This is a genomic window from Streptomyces buecherae (genome assembly GCF_014295035.1).
GTDB lineage: Bacteria > Actinomycetota > Actinomycetes > Streptomycetales > Streptomycetaceae > Streptomyces > Streptomyces youssoufiensis.
Genome location: NZ_CP060404.1, coordinates 880,130 through 896,633 on the forward strand (window position 1 = coordinate 880,130; position 16,504 = coordinate 896,633).

The following is a 16,504-nucleotide window of genomic DNA, read 5'->3' on the forward strand; positions in this document are numbered from 1 at the left end:
CCGCCCGGGCCCCGAGTCCGTGGCCCCCGTCCCCCAGCGTGAAGGAGCGAGCATGCCGACGTACCTCACCCCAGGCGTGTACGTGGAGGAGGTGCAATCCGGCGCTCGCCCGATCGAGGGGGTCGGCACCGCCGTCGCCGCGTTCGTCGGCTTCGCCGAGAACGGGCCCTTCCACACCCCGACCCTCGTCACCAACTGGGAGCAGTACAGCCAGCAGTTCGGCGGCTTCACCCGGGGCGCCTACCTGCCGCACGCGGTGCACGGCTTCTTCTCCAACGGCGGCGGCGCCGCGTACATCGTGCGCATCGGCGGCTCCGCCACCGACACGTCGGCGCCGGCCGGGGAGCAGAGCGCGCCGCAGCCGGCCCAGGGGGCGACGGTGGAGTTCGGTGGCTTCCTGGTCGCGGCCCGGCCCGGGGTGAGCGGCGTGTCCGTGGAGGTCGCCGACCCCGACGGGGAGAACCCGCCCGACGACCGGTTCAAGGTGCTGGTCCGGCAGGGCGGCCAGGTGGTCGAGACGTACGAGGCGTCCACCCGCAAGAACGTGAAGGGCTACCTCCTCAACCAGACCCGGGCCTCGAAGCTGATCGAGGTCACCGAGCAGCGCGGGGCGACGCAGAGCCGGCCCGTGGCGCAGACGGTGGCGGTGCCCGACGCCCCGGCGGCCCCGCCCACCGCGCCGGGCGGGGTCGCGCGGTTGGACGCGGCCGAGTACCTGGGGGATTCCGAGGCCCGCACCGGTTTCGCCGGTCTGGAGTCCATCGACGAGATCACCATGGTCGCCGTGCCGGACCTGATGAGCGCCTACCAACGCGGCGACATCGACGCCGAGGGCCTGCGCACGGTCCAGCTCGCCGTCATCTCGCACTGCGAGCAGATGGGCGACCGGGTGGCCCTCCTCGACTCGCCGCCCGGCCTGACCGCCCAGCAGATGCGCGCCTGGCGCAAGGACGAGGCCGGCTACGACTCCCGCTTCGCGACGCTCTACTACCCGTGGGTGCGGGTCTTCGACCCGGCCGCCGGTCGCAACGCCACGGTGCCGCCCAGCGGCCACATCGCCGGCCTGTGGGCCCGTAGCGACGCCGAGCGCGGCGTGCACAAGGCCCCGGCCAACGAGGTCATCCGTGGCGCGACCGACCTGGAGCTGCGGCTCAGCAAGGGCGAACAGGACCTGCTGAACCCGATCGGCGTGAACTGCGTGCGTGCCTTCCCCGGCCGTGGCATCCGCGTGTGGGGCGCGCGCACCCTCTCCTCCGACCCGGCCTGGCGCTACCTGAACGTGCGCCGCCTGTTCAACTACCTGGAGGAGTCCATCCTGCTGGGCACCCAGTGGGTGGTCTTCGAGCCCAACGACGACCGGCTGTGGTCGAGCATCCGCCGCAACATCAGCGCGTTCCTCTCCGAGGAGTGGCGTCGGGGCGCGCTGTTCGGACGCACGGCCGCGGAGGCCTTCTACGTCAAGTGCGACCGCGACAACAACCCGCAGGAGTCCATCGACCAGGGGCGCGTGGTCTGCGAGATCGGCGTGGCCCCCGTCAAGCCGGCCGAGTTCGTGGTCTTCCGGCTGGCCCAGTTCTCCGACAGCACGAGCCTGATCGACGAGTGATCAGGACACAGGAAAGAGGGGACACACAGTCATGGCAGAGGGCGATGCTCTTTCCACCCATATCTTCGGCGTGCAGCTCGGCGGCTACCTGGTCGAATCGATCCAGGAGATCAGCGGGCTGAACGTCGAGGAGGAGGTCGTCGAGGTCCGGCAGGTCAGCGCGGAGGGCAAGCAGATCATCCGCAAGCAGCCCGGCGCCCGCCAGGCCGGCGAGATCACCATCACCCGGGGGCTCGACAAGAGCAGCGAGTTCACCACCTGGATCAAGGAGACGCTCAACAACGGCGCCGTCGACACCGCGCGGCAGAACCTCACCATCGAGATCAAGGACTCCACCGGCGAGACCGTCCGGCGCATCCAGCTCATGCAGGGCTGGGCGTCCAAATGGGAGGGCCCCTCGCTGAAGGCGGGCGAGTCGTCGGCCGCCACCGAGACCGTGACCATCGTGTTCGAGGAGATCGTCGTCGAATGAGGCGCCGTACGGTCACAGCGGGCAACCTGGAGGAGATCCTCCAGGCCACGGCGCCCGTGGCGAAGGCGGACGAGCAGGCGCCCGGGCCGCCGGCCGCCGTGCCCGGAGCCGTCCAGGAGCAGGCGTGGCGCACGGAGTTCGAGTTCGAGCTGCCGCGCGGGTACCTGGACGAGGCGGGGACGGTGCACCGGCACGGCGCGATGCGGCTGGCCACGGCCCGCGACGAGCTACGCCCCCAGATCGACCTGCGGGTCAAGGAGAACCCGGCGTACCTGAGCGTGGTGCTGCTCAGCCAGGTGATCACCCGGATCGGCGCGATCACCGACGTGCACGCCGGCATCGTGGAACGGATGTACGCGACCGACATCGCGTTCCTCCAGGACTTCTACCGGCGCGTCAACAGCGAGGGACACACGCGCGCGGCGGTGACCTGCCCGCACTGCGAGGGCGGCTTCGAGGTCGACCTCTCGGGTGGGCGCCTGGGGGAATCGTGACGTACGCCCTCCCCCGGCTACGGGAGGAGATCGCGTACATCGCCTACCACTTCCACTGGCCGCGCGAGGAGATCCTCGACCTGCCCCACGGCGAACGTCAGCAGTGGGTGGCCGAGATCGCGCAGATCAACACCCGGGTGAACGAAGGCGGTTGAGGCATGGCATGGCGGGACAGGTGGCGCAGGCGCCCGGCCGGGGGAGGCGGCGCACCGGACACGCGGCTGCCCGAGACGGTCGCCCCGGCGCAGGGCGTCGCTGGGCAGGGCGTCGCTGGGCAGGACGCCGGCGCTGTGCGGACGCCCGCCGTGCCGGCCGGCTGGGACGGCGGCTGGCGGCACACCGAGGCCGCGCGACTCACCATCTCCCGCTCGCCGTTGGCCGTCGGTGACGGCCTGGTCTTCCGGTCGACACTGGCGGCCTGGCGCAACCCCCTGTTCGACACCGGCCTCTCGCACGCCATCGACTCCGCCGCCCCGTCCGGCCTCGTGCGCGGGGTCATCGGCGCGCCAGCGGCGCCCGCCTCCCACAGCGGCGGCGGCCCGCTCCTGCTGCGCTCCGCGCTCCCGCCCGCCGACGCCACCGAGGACGGACCGGCCGAGACCGCGGGCGGCCGGCCGCCGCGCGCGTCGGGCGCGAACCGACAGCGGGGCGACGGGGCCCGGCGACAGGCCACAGCGCGGGGCTCGCGCGACGCCGCCGGCAGTGGCCACCGTGCCGGCCCCGGCGCACTCTCGACCGGGGGCGCCGTCCAACGCCGTGCCGCCTCCGGTCGCGCGACGGGCCCGGCCACCCCACGTTCAGGCCCGACCACCCCAGGCTCCGGCTCGGCGACGCCCGGCCCGGAGCCGACCGGCCCCGGAGTTGGCCTGACCGGCTCGGGCTCGGCCGCGCTCGGCGCGGGCCCAGTGGTGGGTGCGTCGGGTGGCGGTTCGTCGGCCGGCGCGGGCGAACGGGGCGCGGGCGGCCAGGGCGGGGTGGGCCCCGTCGTCGCGCGATCGACGGCGGGTGGCGGCTCGCGCGCCGGCCGGGCCGGCCGGGGCCATGGCCCGGCGGGCCCGAGCGGCGCGCCGCCGGCCGGCCCGGCCGCCGACTCGGCGGGAGAAGGTGCCGCGTCGGCGCGCTCCGGCGCGGGCGGCGGTGTACCCGCACGTGGTGTCCCGGTTGCTGGCGCTGTCGGGGGTGCCGGGACCCCGGGCGGTGACGCGTCCCCGCCGACTCCCGCGTCCACCGAACCGGTCGGTGGCGGAGGTCCCCGGGGCGGGCCGGCCCCGGCGTCTCCGTTGCCTCCGGCGCGCGGCCTCGTGTCCGAACGGCCGATACCGGCGCGCGGCACCACCGCGCCGGGCACCCCCCAACGGGCCGTGGCGCCGGGCGGGGACGGCGCGGTGCCCGCGTCGGCCGAACCGGCCCCCCGGCCCGCGCTCCCGCACTTTCCCCTCGTACGTCGCGTCGCCGTGGTGGCCGACGCGTCGCCCCGTCCCGCCCCCGGGCCCGACCGCGCCCGGACGGCAGCGGCACCGGTCACCGGGCGCGCTGGCACCGGGCCCGCCGAGCGCGGCGGACGCGCCGATAGCGCCGGACAGGCGCGAACCGCAGCCGCCGGACCGGCAGTTGCCGACTCCCCCGGCCCGGCGGCAGGTGTCGGGGGGCCGGGCCACAGCGTGACGAGCGGCGCACCGCGCGCCGACGGGGCGCACCGGGCGGCGACCCCGACGGTCCGCGCCCGCCCCGTGGGGCGTCCGCTGATCGTCGCCCGAGCGCCGGTGCGTACGCCACGGCGCGTGCTTCCCGTACGCACCAGCGCCCCGTCCGGCCGGCACGGCGAGTCCGCCACCGCGCCGCCCGCCACCACCGCGCGGCCCGTCAGCACCGCGCGGCCCGCCGTCGAGGCCGGTGGCGCGGACCGGAACGCCGGGGTGTCGGGCCGGGACGCCGGGGCGTCGGCCACCCGTCCGCCGCTCGGCGCGCCGATGGCCAGCCTGCCGGCCACCGCCGTGCCGTTGCCGCCGAGCGCCCCGACGGCCCGTGAACCGGTGGCTGGCGCGCTGCCGGTGGTGCAGCCTCGTGCGGCAGGCCCCGTCGAGCGCCCGGCGGGTTCTCCGGGCCGCGCCGCCGGCCCGGCCCCGGGGGCCGCTTCGTCCGCGCCGACCACGCCGGCCACGCCGCAGGCCCGTGGTCGGGCTCCCGGCGCCCCCTCCGTTCCGGACGGGGCGGCGCACCCCCACACCAACAGCCCCACGGCTCCCACCCCACGACGCCCCAGCCCCCGCACCGGGCTCGGCGCCCCGCTGTCCTCGCTGCCGCCCAGCGCCGACCTGTCGGCGCCGGTGCAGCGCACCGCCACGCCGGGCTCCCGTACGGAGAGCCAGCGTGCTCCGGAGCGGTCGCCGAACACCGCGTCCCCGACCGGCGCTCCGGCCACCGCCTCGCCGGCGCCCACCGCACCGCCGGCCCGCTCGCCGCGAACGGGTGCCGAGGCCACGACATCGGGCCACGCGCCGTTGCTGGGAGCCGTGAGTCCGCGCCAGGGCGGCGAGGCCCGTCGCGAGGGACCGCGGACCTACGGCGTGACCGTGTCCCCCGCGCTCGTCCAGCGCGTCGTGGCGCCCGCGCCCACGGCGCCCGCGAGCCGCCTCGCGCGGCCCGCGGCCAGCCCGACCGTGGCGCCCGATGCCCCGCACGGACCAGGAGGCCGGGCGGCCGGTGTGGAAGGCGCGGGCCCGGACGCGGCGCGACCGGCGGTGCGTGGCGCCGCCCCGTCCGCCGCGCCCCGCGCGGGCGGGCGGGTCCCGTTGGTCATGGCCCGGCCCGTGCCCCGCGCGGGAGGCGCGAGCGGCGGCGTGGGCGATCCCGTGCCACGGGCGCTGCCCACCACTCATCTGCCCACCGCCCGTCTGCTCGCCTCGCGTCCGCTGGTGCCCGGCATCCGCGCCACCGCCGAGGCGGCGCCACCGCGCGCCACCCGCCCCGTGGTGGCGCCCCGTTGGCCCCGTGCCACGCCATCGCTCACCGACCAGTCGCCAGGCCCGCCCCCGCGACCCGCGCCGCACGCCCCGCCGGTCGCCGGGGCGCCCGCCCCCGTCCAGCGGGCGCCGGCCACGCCCACCGGGTCGGGGCACGGCACCGCCGGCACGGCCACGTTCGCCGACGCGCCCGGCGCCCCGTCTCCATCCGGCGCTCCCCCGCTCGTACGGCCGAGCGCCCCGGTGGTCAGGCCGGGGACGACGGCGGCCGGCGGCGGGCTCGCGCCGGTCGGACCGCTGCCCGTGACAGCGCCGCGCGCCGAACCGGGCGCGGCGCGGCCTCCGGTGGGGAGCGCCCCCGTCGTACCGGTACGGGCCGCGCCCCGCGCGGCGGCCGGGTCGCCCGTGCTGGCCCGCCGCCCGGCCGTGCCCCCGGCGCCGACGGCGACGGCGAGGCCGCCCGGCGCGCCGGTGATCCAGCGGGCCCCGGGTGGTTCGACCGAGGGCGGCGGCGGGCCGGACGGTCACCCGCCCGGGGTGGCGGCGCCCCACCCGGCGCGGCCCACGGAGCGGGGCGAAGGCGCCGCGCAGCAGGCCGCCGCGCACCAGAAGGCGGCGCCGCCGGGGCCCGACATGGACGAGCTGGCCCGGCGCCTGCTCGATCCGGTGGCCCGATTGCTGCGCACCGAGTTACGGCGCGGTCGCGAGCGGGCGGGCAGGCCCTTCGACGGGCGCCGGTGAGGACGGGCCAGGGAGGCCCCGCCCCCGAGGACGGGACCGCGGGGAGACGCGCGACGGACGAGGAACGAACGACGGGACCGGTGGACGCATGACGGACAAAATCTTCGCGACGAGCGTGTTCTTTCGCCTGGCCATCGGCGGCAACGACCTGGGCGCCTTCCACACCTGCTCGGGCATGGGCGCCGAGGTCGAGATGGAGAGCTACGCGGAGGGCGGCAACAACGGCTTCACCTGGCAACTGCCCGGCCGGGTGTCCTGGTCCAACATCACCCTCACCCGGCCCGTCACCGCCGACACGGCGAAGATCGGCCGCTGGCTGGACGAGACCCTGCGCCGGGTCGAGGCCAAGGACGGCGAGATCGTGGCGCTGCGGCCGGACCTGAGCCAGATCATCAGTTGGCAGGTGTTCGGCATCGTTCCCGTGCGCTGGCAGGGCCCGTCCTTCGACCCGAGCAGTTCGCAACCGGCCGTCGAGACCCTGGAGATCGCCCACCAGGGCCTGTCACCGAGCTGACGGCGCCGGCACCGAGACGACGGCACCGCGCCGCCCCAACGGGCCGGCGAGCCGGCCCACCCGTCCGACGCACCGCCCGAAACAGGAAGGCACAGCATGTCCCCAGCGGTCCGTGCCAGCCGGGCCAGGGCCCAGCTCACGCTCAAGGAGCCGCCGACCGCCGTCGGGGCCAAGCCCGGTGGCGTGATCGCGCGGCTCAACCTGCAGTTCAACCCGTCCACGCTGCAACTGGGCAAGACCACCGAGTGGCGGCGTACGCCCTCGCGGATGGCGGGCGAGTCCGCCCTGCCCGAGTTCGTCGGCAGTGGTCCGCGCACGCTGAGCCTGGACGTGTTCCTGGACGCCACCGCCCGGCACGACGACTCGGTGGAGCGGGCCGTCGAGACGCTCATGAAGGCGTGTGTGCCGACCCCGACCAGCCTGGGCCGCAAGAAGCCGGCGAGCCCGTGGGTGCGGTTCGAGTGGGGCACCGCGCGCTCCACCTCCTTCGACGGGGTGCTGTCGAACCTGTCGGTGTCGTACACGCTCTTCGACGTGGACGGAACGCCCCTGCGGGCCACGTGTTCGCTGTCCATCGAGGAGGCGAGCGTCGGGCCCGCGGGCCAGAACCCCACCTCGGGCGCGCGCACCGCGCGCCGCACGCACACCGTGGTGGCCGGCGACAGCCTGGCGATGCTGGCCTGGCGCGAGTACGGCGACGCGACCGTCTGGCGCGTCATCGCGGAGGCCAACGACATCGACGACCCGATCGCCCTCGTCCCCGGCAGCGAGGTCGTGGTGCCGGCCGTACGGGGCGGCTACGAGGAGGAGGCGTCGTGAGCCCGTCCAAGGCGAGCGGCGGCCGGTCGTTCGCCGCCGACCCCATCGTCGAGGCGCCCGCCGAGCTGCCGCAGGCGTGGGCCGCGCAGTTGGTGAGCTGCGTCGTCGACGAGAACGTCGGCCTGCCCGACACGGCGGTCCTCACCTACCGCGACGACCGGCACGAGTTCCTGTCGGCCAACGGCATCACCATCGGCACGCCCCTTCGGGTGTCGGTGATGACCGCGAAGAACCAGGCGCGCCAACCGCTGTTCAGCGGCGAGGTCACGGCCCTGGAGCTCGACCAGGACGGCACCGGCGCCTTCACCGTCCTGCGCGCCTACTCCAAGGCCCACCGCCTCCAGCGGGGCCGCAAGGTGGTGGCGTACCGGAACATGACGACCGCGGCGATCGTCCGCAAGGTCGCGGCCGGGGCCGGGCTCGCCTGCGGCAGGGTGCAGGCGCCGGCCATCACCCACCAGCAGTTGTCCCAGGCCAACGTCTCCGACTGGGATTTCCTGCAGTACCTGGCGCGTGAGAGCGGCGCCCACGTGCGCGTCGACGACAAGGGACTCCTCCAGTTCACCCAGCCCGCGAAGGCCGCCCGCGCGCCCGCGCCCACGACGTCGGCCGGGCACAACCCGTTGGTCTTGCAGTTCGGGAGCAACCTGCTGGCGCTGCGGGCCGGGCTCTCGGCCGCCGACTCGGCCGCCCGGGTGCAGGTCCGTGGCTGGAACACGACCACCAAGAAGCCCTTGGTCGCCGAGCAGCCGTCCGTGGTCAGCGGGACGGTGGCGCCCGGCCTGAAGCCGGCGACCGTCGCCACCAAGTTCGGCAAGGCCGCCCGGGTGGCCGTCACGGACACGCCGTACCGCACCCAGGCGGAGACGACGGCGGTGGCGCGGGCGACGGCGGAGCAGGTCGCGGCAGGGTTCGCGGAGTTGGAGGCGGTGGTCGAGGGGAACCCGGAGCTGCGCGCGGGCAAGCCGATCGCGCTGGGCAACGTGGGGCAAGCGTTCACCGGCCGGTACACGGCCACCGCTGTGCAGCACGTCCTGGAGCCGCACGGCGGGTACCGGACCACCCTGTGGGTCAGTGCCAGTCCGGACCGCTCGCTGAACGGCCTGGTGACCGGCGCCAACGCGCCCGACCGTGGGCCGCGCATGCCGGGGCTCGCCATCGGCGTGGTCACGGACGTCCGCGAGCCGAACCGGTCCGAACGCGGCGCGGTGCGGCTGAAGTTCCCCTGGCTCGACACCACGTACGTCTCCGACTGGGTGCGCACCGTCCAGTGGGGCGGCAAGGGCGGGGGCGGCGTCGTCAGCCCCGAGGTCAACGACGAGGTGCTGGTGGGGTTCGAGCAGGGGCTGCTGGACAGCCCGTACGTCATCGGCGGCCTCTACAACGGCGTGGACAAGCCGTCACCGCACGACGTTCCCCTCATCGACAAGGTCAGCGGCAAGGTCAACCGCCGCTCCGTCGCCTCGCGTTCGGGGCACCGCGTGGAGTTGCTGGACGCCCCGGCGCCCGGGCCCTCGGGGTTGCGCCTGGTCACCGGGGACGAGCGCCTGGAGGTGCGCATGGACGACCGTCGGGACCGGATCGAGGTGACCGTGTACGCGGGGCCCAAGCGGGCCGCGACCTCCGTCGTCCTGGACCGGCGGAGCATCACGTTGGACGCCGGGCAGGGAACCGTGACCCTCAAGGGCCGCCAGGTGGACATCAGCGGCAGCGCGGGCGTCAACATCGACGGGACCAGGGTCGGCGTGTCCGGCAGGACCCAGGTCACGGTCGACGGCGGTCTGCTCGGCGTACTCAAGGCGAAGCTCATCCGCATCAACTGAGGCCACGGCCCGACCCCTTCCGGTCCCCCGGCCCCGGCCCCGGCCCCCGTACTCCGTCCCGTCCCCTCCACCGGCCTCCAGCCTCTTCGACCCAAGGAGCACCCCATGCCCGCCGCAGCCCGCACCGGCGACGCCACCGTCCACGGCGGCCGGATCACCACCCCGCCGCCCCCGGCCGCCGCCACGGTGGTCCGCGTCCTGATCGGCGGCCGACCGGCCGCGGTCGTGGGCAGCCTGCACGTCTGCCCGCTCCTGCCACACGCGGCGATGGGCCCGGGCAACGTGGTCACGCCCGGACCGGGGGGCGCCGCCGGCGGCCTGGTGCTCATCGGCGGGCTGCCCGCCGCGCGGGTGGGCGACCGGACCACGTGCGGCGCGCAGATCATCACGGGCGCGCTGGACGTGCAGATCGGAGGGGCGCTGTGAGCGAGCGGTTCATCGGCCGCGGCTGGGCCTTCCCGCTGCGGGTCGGGCCCGCCGGGGGCATCGCCATGGTCGAGCGGGAACGGGAGATCGAGGAGGCCATCCGGCTCGTGCTCGGCACGGCGCCGGGCGAGCGTCCGATGCGGCCCGAGTTCGGCTGCGGCATCCACGACTACGTGTTCGCGCCCGGCGACGGCGCCACCGCCGGACGCATCGCCCAACAGGTGCGGGAGGCGTTGGAGCGGTGGGAGCCGCGGATCACGGTGACCGACGTGCTCGTGGCCTTCGACTCGGTGCGGGTCGGCACCCTCTACATCGACGTGCGCTACACGGTGCGCGCCACCAACGACCGGCGCAACCTGGTCTTCCCCTTCTACACCATCCCCTCCGACGAGGGCGCTGAGGAAACGGTCCCGAGCTGATGGCCCTGCCTTCCCCCAACCTCGACGACCGGCGCTTCCAGCAGCTCGTCGACGAGGCCAAGCGGTACGTCCAGCAGCGTGCGCCGGAGTGGACCGACCACAACGTCTCCGACCCCGGCGTCACGTTGATCGAGACCTTCGCCTACCTCGTGGACCTGACGCTCTACCGGCTGAACCGGGTGCCGGAGAAGAACTACCTGGCCTTTCTCGACCTGTTGGACATCCGGCTGTTCCCGCCCGGAGCCGCGAGCGCCGAGGTCGACTTCTGGCTGTCGGCGCCGCAGCCCGAGGCGGTGGTGCTCGCCGCCGGCACCGAGGTGACGACCGCGGCCGGCGAGACGGAGGAGGCCGTGGTGTTCGCCACCACGGACGAACTCCGCATCCTGCCCAGCGAGTTGACGCGCCTGGTGAGCGCGCCCCGCACGGGCGAACAGGCCGACCTGACCGGCGCGCTCGCGGAGGAACGCGACGTGCCCTGTTTCCAGGCCGCGCCCGAGCCGGGCGACGCGCTGCTGTTCGGCCTGCCGACGGCCGTTCCGCGCTGCGTGGTCGCCGTGCGGCTGGACAGCCGCGTCGAGGGCGTCGGGGTCGACCCGCGCCAGCCCCCGCTGGTGTGGGAGGCGTGGGACGGCGGACGCTGGCAGCGCTGCGAGACCGGCACCGACACCACCGGCGGCCTGAACCGGCCGGGCGAGGTCATCGTGTACGTGCCGGCCGCGCACACGGCCTCGGTGATCGGCGGCACCCGGGGCGGTTGGCTGCGCTGCCGGGTCGTGGAGCCAGAGCCGGGACAGCCCTTCTACTCGGTCTCCCCCACCGTGCGCGAGGCGACCGTGTTCACCGTCGGCGGCACCATGACGGTGGAGCACGCCGAGACGGTGACCGACGCGGCCCTCGGGATCTCGGAGGGGGTCGCGGGCCAGAGCTTCCGCCTTGACCGCCCACCCGTCCTGCTCGACGGCCCACCCCCGGTGGTCGAGGTCTCCACGGCCGACGGCTGGCAGCGCTGGGAGGTCGTCGACGACTTCGGCCGCTCGGGGCCCGATGACCGCCACGTACGCGTGGACGCCACGCGCGGTGAGTTCACCTTCGGCCCGGTGCTGCGCGAGCGGGACGGCACACTGCGCGCGTACGGCGCCGTGCCGCCCAAGGGAGCGCACCTGCGCGTGGCCCGCTACCGCACCGGCGGCGGCCCGGAGGGCAACGTGCCCCGGGGCGCCATCAACGTGCTGCGCAGCTCCGTCCCGTACGTGACGCAGGTCGACAACCGCGAGGCGGCCCGAGGTGGGGTCGCCGGGGAGAGTGTGGCCAACGCCCGGCTGCGCGCCCCGCAGGCGCTGCGGACGCAGGGGCGGGCGGTGACGGCGGAGGACCACGAGATCATCGCCCGCCAGGCGGCCCCCTCCGTGCGCCGCGTCCGGTGCCTGCCCGCGGCGGACTCGCCGGGGGCCGTCCGGGTGTTGTTGGTGCCCGACGCGGTCGCCGACGAGGGGGACCGGCTCAGGTTCGAGCAGTTGATCCCGACCGACCAGGTGCTCGCGTCGGTCACCAGGGCACTGGACGAGCGGCGCCTGATCGGCACCCGCCTCGTCGTCGAGCCCCCCGTCTACCAGGGCGTCACCGTGGTGGCCCGGCTGTCCGCGCGCGCCGGTGACGAGACCGACCAGGTGCGCGACGCCGCGCTCGCCGCGCTGTTCCGCTACCTCAACCCGCTGCACGGCGGGCCGGAGGGCGCCGGCTGGCCGTTCGGCCGGCCGGTGCAGTACGGCGAGGTGTTCGGCGTCCTCCAGGGCGTCGTGGGGGACGCGCTCGTGGAGGAGATCCGCATGTTCGCCGCGGACCCGATCACCGGGCGGCGCGGCGCGCCCGTCGACCGCATCGACATCGGACCGGGCGCGCTCGTCTTCTCCTACCGGCACCAGGTGATCGTGGGCCCCGCCGCGCCGGAGGGCCCGTCATGACCCGCGCCGCCGTGCCCGGCCTCCCCAGCCGGCACCCCATCGGAGCCCAACTGCCCGCCCTGTACGCCGACGACGACCTGGCCCAGCGGTTCACCGCCGGCCTCGACACGGTGCTGGCCCCCGTCTTCGCCACCCTCGACAACCTGCACGCCTACTTCGACCCACGGCTGACCCCGGCCGACTTCCTGAGCTGGCTCGCGTCCTGGGTCGGCGGGATCGACGACGTGAACTGGCCGCTCGCGTTGCGCCGCGAGGCCGCGACGCGCGCCGTGGAGCTGCACCGAGGTCGCGGCACGCGGCGCGGGCTGACCGAGGCACTGCGCCTGGTGCTCGGCGTGGGGTCGGACGTCGTGGGGGACGGCGGGGCGGTCTGGTCGCGCACGGCGGGCTCCGCGCTGCCTCCCCCGCCGGCCGCCGAGATCGTGGTCCGGGTGTGGCCTCGGGGAGCGGCGGCGGTCGAGGCGGAGCAGGTGCACGAGATCGTCCGGGCCCTGGTCCCCGTACACGCGGCGTACCGCGTGGAGGTCCTGGCCGGGCCGCCGTCGGACGAAGGAGGGTCAACGTGACGCGCGCGTGTCCGGCCTGCGGGGCCGCCAACGAGGACAACGACGACTTCTGCGGGAACTGCGGCGGCTACCTGGGCTGGTCCACTCCCCCACCGGCGGCGGGCGCGCGGAGCGCGCCAGGCGGTGCGGCGCCCCACGGCGCGGACGGCGCCCCCGGGGACGCGGACGCGGCGGCCCCGCCCCGCCCCCACGACCGCGACCCGGCCACGGACGCGGACGCGGGCCCGAACGCTCCCGACCCCGCTGCGCCCCAGGGGCACGCGGCCCCCGACCGCGCGGCACGGGCCGCCGAGTCCCCAGCCGGCTCGACGCCGTCGCGCCCCGGCCCGCCGCCCACGGACGCCCGACGCACCGCACGGGCGGCACGCTCGAACCCGGCGCCCGAACCCACCCGGCCCGGCCCGGCGAGCGCCCCGCCCGAGAGCGAGGCTCCCCGGCCGGTCAAGCCCGCGAAGGCGGTCGCACCGCGCCCCACCGTGCGGCCGGTCACGACGGACGACCCGACGACCGGCATCCCCTGCCCCGCCTGCCGCGCGCCCAACCCGCCCCACCGCCGGTTCTGCCGCCGCTGCGCGGCGCCGCTGGCCTCGGCCGCCGCGCAGGCCCCCCTCCCGTGGTGGCGGACCCTGTGGCCGCTGCGTCGTCGCAGCAGGGCGAGTTCGGGCCGACTGGTACGGCTGTTCGTGATCCTGACCGTGGTCGCGGCGCTGTGCGTCGGTGGCTACCTGCTGCTCCCCGTCGCACGGCACGTCTTCGAGGACACCCGCGACAAGCTGAAGAAACCCAAGGCGGTGACGCCGACGCGTGCCTCGGCCTCCGCGGAGGTGGCGGGCCACCCGGCGGGCAACACGACGGACGAGTTGCGCAACCGCTACTGGGGCGCGCCCTCGCCCGGCGCCACCGTCACGTACACCTTCGCCAAGCCGTTCCGACTGGTGGAACTGATGGTCACCAACGGCGCCTCGGCCTCCCGAAAGGAGTACACCCGTCAGGGGCGGGCGCTGCGCATGGACATGGAGGTGGTGGCCAAGGACGGTCAGATCACCCACAAGCGACTCGACCTGGCCGACAAGCCCGGGCCGCAGACGTTCCACGTCGGCGTCAGCAACGCGACGAGCATCCGCCTCACGCTCGCCTCCCCGGCCGGGCTGACCGCCGGCCGCCATCTCGCCCTGGCCGAGGTGGAGTTCTTTCGGCGCCCGTGACCGCGCTGACCCTCGGGTGCCGGCCGTCCGCCGCGCGCGGGCCCACCGCTGGCGCGGACCCGACCCACCGGGCGGGGCGCCGGCCGGTGTGCCCCGCCGACCGGTCCGGCGCACGGGTCGGTGCGCTGGCCGGCGGGGCGTCAGCCGGCCCGTGGTCCGTGGGTCAGTCGTCGAGCGCGTCGAGCACCGGGCCCAGGTCCACGAACTTGAAGTTGGTGGCGGGGCGATCGGTGGCGCCCGGTGTGTCGTGACCGTCCTGGACGACGAGCAGGCCGTGCGGGTACCGGCGGCCCAGCGGTTCGTTGAGCACGGCCGCGCCGTCGCACTCCTGCGAGCCGTCCAGCGTGGCGGAGGCCGCGCCGACGCGGAAGCCGCCCTCGTACTCGTTGCGGTCGGACAGTTCGCGGTCGTAGGCGGCGAAGGTGTCGTCGCCCTGGCTGGAGGCCAGCAGGTAGCCGTCGCCGTCCGCCTCACGCAGCAGCGTCAGGCCCTCGACGTCGGCCGCCAGGCGCTCGCCCCCGAAGCCGGGGTCGGCGCCCGCCACGCACTCCTCGCTCTCCTCGTCGTACGTGCCGGGCACGCCGTACTCGCGCACCTTGTCCACCAGGCGCGGCGTGCCGGTCAGGTCGGCACGCAGCCGCCAGATGCCGACGTCCTCCTGCCCGGCGTACAGCGTGCCGTTGGCCGGGTCCACGACCATGCCCTCGACCTGCGGCAGTTCGCCCGGCTCGGCGCACGGGGACCAGTCGGTGCCGTTCGGCAGCCGGAAGCTGGCCGGCAGGTCGAGCGTGCGCACCGGGCGGTAGCCGACCGTGCCGTCGGGGTTCGCGGTCAGTTCGAGGAGGCCGATACGGGTCCGCTCGCGCTGGCTGACCAGCGCGTAGCCACGGCCGGTGGCGGGGTCGGTCCAGGTCGCGAGGCCGTAGGCGGTGCGCTGCTCGTTGATCTCCTGCTGGGAGGCGGAGAAGACGGGCGGGGCCTTCGGGTCGGTGACGTCGACCAGCGGGCCGCCGACGCGGCGCGGGTCGACGCGGTAGACCCGCAGCCGGTCGCTGCCCCGGTCGCTGGTGACGGCCAGGTCCGCGCGGCCGGTCGACAGCCGCAGGCCGTGCACCAGGTCGACGTTGTTGAACCGGCCGGGCGCGTCGTCCGGACCGGGCGGCGGGGGCGCCGGCACCGACTGCACCTCGCGCGCGTCCAGGTCGTACACGCGCAGCCCGCCCTCCTTCGCGGTGGCGATGACCAGGCTGCGGTCCGGGTCGGCGGCGTTGCGCCAGATGGCCGGGTCGTCGGCGTCGGCGTTGCCGCCCGCCTCGTCGTCGTGGAGGGCGGGGGTCTCCGCGACCGGGACGACCGAGGGGAGCGCGGCGGCGTGGGCGCCCGGGGCGGACACGGTCGCGGCGAGCGCCGCGAGGGCGGCGGTGAGGGCGAGTCGGCCGAGGCGGGAGCGGGCTGCGCGGGTCTGGGCCATGGAGCGGAGTCCTTCCATGTCGCGAACATGACTAATCCACCCTGTGGTCGCCCCGTGAAGTCCTCGCGTCCGGTGAGGGGAGTTCAAGCTGTCCAGGGCATGAACGGCCGGCCCCTGCGATCCCGCCGCCGGCACGGTACCGGCAGCCGCTCCCGGAACCGCGCGGGCCGTGGGAGCGGCCGGCGGACGCAGCCCGGAGGCCCGCTGCCGGCGTTGGTAGGGTGCGCACCACCAGCGGCGGCAGCCCGTCGCCGGCCAGGCCCAGGGGCCCGGAGCCCCGCCCCGGATCGCCGGCCCCAGGCCGCACTCGGCCCCGGCCCCGACTGGCGCGTGCGACGGGTCAACGCCTCCCACGGACCGAAACGGGGACGTGGCCGACGACGCGGGCCGGCCGTCCGGGCGGTCGCGGCGCAACCGCCGGCCCCGCCTCGCGACGGCCTGCCGCCGAGCCCCCGAAACCCTGGAACCCCGAAACCCCCGACGACAGGTGCCAGCCATGCCCTCCGTACCCCCCGTGCCCTCCACACCACCCACCCCGACCACGTCATCCGCGCCGTCCGGGGAATCTCGCGGCGCCGCGCGCCCCGGCGGTTCGGCCGCCGACCTCGCCGCCGTGTGGGCGGTGTTCACCGACATGTACGAGGCGTACCTGTCGGGCGACCGGGCCCGGATCGACGCCCATCTCGACCCCGAGGCCACCATCTGGGACTCGGCCACGCCGCAACTCCTGCTCGGCAAGCCGGATCTCGACCGCATACGCGCGCGCCGGCCCACCGCCGAGGGGGCCGACGGCGGCCCCGTCGAGGCCGGACTGACCGCGTACGACCAGGTCGTCGACGTCTTCGGGGAGTTGGCCGTGTGCCGGCACTGGGTGCGCGTCGACTACCACGACCGGCCGTCGGCGCTGCTGCGCAACACCGCCGTACTGCGGCGCGCCGACGGGCGCTGGCTCATCACGCATCTGCACGAGGACCAGCAGGGCGCCGGCTGACCACCCCGCCCACCGGCGCGGGACACACGCCCC

15 protein-coding genes are annotated in these 16,504 nt (G+C 75.9%); 14 read left to right on the forward strand and 1 reads right to left on the reverse strand.

The genetic code is table 11. From position 1 onward, the window contains the following. The first annotated feature begins 52 nt into the window (after positions 1–52). The 13 genes from H7H31_RS03045 to H7H31_RS03105 all read left to right on the forward strand — a co-directional run bounded on the left by H7H31_RS03045 (position 53) and on the right by H7H31_RS03105 (position 14,009). A complete protein-coding gene (locus H7H31_RS03045; protein ID WP_187061123.1) occupies positions 53–1,606 on the forward strand; it encodes a phage tail sheath family protein in 1,554 nt (517 codons plus the stop codon). A 31-nt stretch (positions 1,607–1,637) separates the two neighbouring features. Then, positions 1,638–2,078: a phage tail protein gene (locus H7H31_RS03050; protein WP_176165175.1), complete on the forward strand. Its 441-nt coding sequence runs from the start codon at positions 1,638–1,640 to the stop codon at positions 2,076–2,078. Then, positions 2,075–2,572, forward strand: coding sequence for a zinc-ribbon domain-containing protein (locus H7H31_RS03055; RefSeq protein WP_187061124.1), 498 nt, complete (start codon positions 2,075–2,077; stop codon positions 2,570–2,572). Before H7H31_RS03050 ends, H7H31_RS03055 begins: the two co-directional genes overlap by 4 nt. After that, positions 2,569–2,727, forward strand: coding sequence for a DUF6760 family protein (locus H7H31_RS03060; RefSeq protein ID WP_176165173.1), 159 nt, complete (start codon positions 2,569–2,571; stop codon positions 2,725–2,727). Before H7H31_RS03055 ends, H7H31_RS03060 begins: the two co-directional genes overlap by 4 nt. A 1,626-nt stretch (positions 2,728–4,353) precedes the next feature. Further along, positions 4,354–6,276 carry a hypothetical protein gene (locus tag H7H31_RS03065; RefSeq protein WP_187117726.1) on the forward strand — a complete coding sequence of 641 codons (1,923 nt, stop codon included), beginning with the start codon at positions 4,354–4,356 and terminating at the stop codon, positions 6,274–6,276. A gap of 88 nt (positions 6,277–6,364) precedes the next feature. Next, on the forward strand, positions 6,365–6,790 hold the full coding sequence (locus H7H31_RS03070; protein WP_187060230.1) for a phage tail protein: 426 nt from the start codon (positions 6,365–6,367) through the stop codon (positions 6,788–6,790). Positions 6,791–6,886: 96 nt separating this feature from the next. Continuing rightward, positions 6,887–7,609, forward strand: coding sequence for a CIS tube protein (locus H7H31_RS03075; protein ID WP_187060231.1), 723 nt, complete (start codon positions 6,887–6,889; stop codon positions 7,607–7,609). Continuing rightward, positions 7,606–9,432 carry a VgrG-related protein gene (locus H7H31_RS03080; RefSeq protein WP_187060232.1) on the forward strand — a complete coding sequence of 609 codons (1,827 nt, stop codon included), beginning with the start codon at positions 7,606–7,608 and terminating at the stop codon, positions 9,430–9,432. The genes H7H31_RS03075 and H7H31_RS03080 overlap by 4 nt, the downstream gene beginning before the upstream one ends. A 105-nt stretch (positions 9,433–9,537) precedes the next feature. Further along, the gene (locus H7H31_RS03085; RefSeq protein ID WP_187059974.1) at positions 9,538–9,858 is read left to right on the forward strand and encodes a PAAR domain-containing protein; all 321 of its coding nucleotides are present in this window, start codon (positions 9,538–9,540) and stop codon (positions 9,856–9,858) included. After that, positions 9,855–10,277: a GPW/gp25 family protein gene (locus tag H7H31_RS03090; RefSeq protein WP_187059975.1), complete on the forward strand. Its 423-nt coding sequence runs from the start codon at positions 9,855–9,857 to the stop codon at positions 10,275–10,277. The genes H7H31_RS03085 and H7H31_RS03090 overlap by 4 nt, the downstream gene beginning before the upstream one ends. Further along, positions 10,277–12,238, forward strand: a complete 1,962-nt coding sequence (locus H7H31_RS03095; protein WP_187059976.1) for a putative baseplate assembly protein — start codon at positions 10,277–10,279, stop codon at positions 12,236–12,238. The genes H7H31_RS03090 and H7H31_RS03095 overlap by 1 nt, the downstream gene beginning before the upstream one ends. After that, positions 12,235–12,804, forward strand: coding sequence for a phage tail protein (locus tag H7H31_RS03100; protein WP_187059977.1), 570 nt, complete (start codon positions 12,235–12,237; stop codon positions 12,802–12,804). The genes H7H31_RS03095 and H7H31_RS03100 overlap by 4 nt, the downstream gene beginning before the upstream one ends. Next, positions 12,801–14,009: a zinc ribbon domain-containing protein gene (locus H7H31_RS03105; protein ID WP_187117727.1), complete on the forward strand. Its 1,209-nt coding sequence runs from the start codon at positions 12,801–12,803 to the stop codon at positions 14,007–14,009. Before H7H31_RS03100 ends, H7H31_RS03105 begins: the two co-directional genes overlap by 4 nt. Before the next feature lie 163 nt (positions 14,010–14,172). Here H7H31_RS03105 and H7H31_RS03110 read toward each other — a convergent pair whose 3' ends face one another. Beyond that, entirely contained in the window at positions 14,173–15,480 is a 1,308-nt protein-coding gene (locus tag H7H31_RS03110) for a phytase (RefSeq protein WP_187059807.1), read from the reverse strand. 496 nt (positions 15,481–15,976) lie between these two features. On the opposite strand from H7H31_RS03110, the gene H7H31_RS03115 reads away from it, so the two are divergent. Then, positions 15,977–16,471: a YybH family protein gene (locus H7H31_RS03115; RefSeq protein ID WP_187117728.1), complete on the forward strand. Its 495-nt coding sequence runs from the start codon at positions 15,977–15,979 to the stop codon at positions 16,469–16,471. The last annotated feature ends 33 nt before the right edge of the window (positions 16,472–16,504 follow it).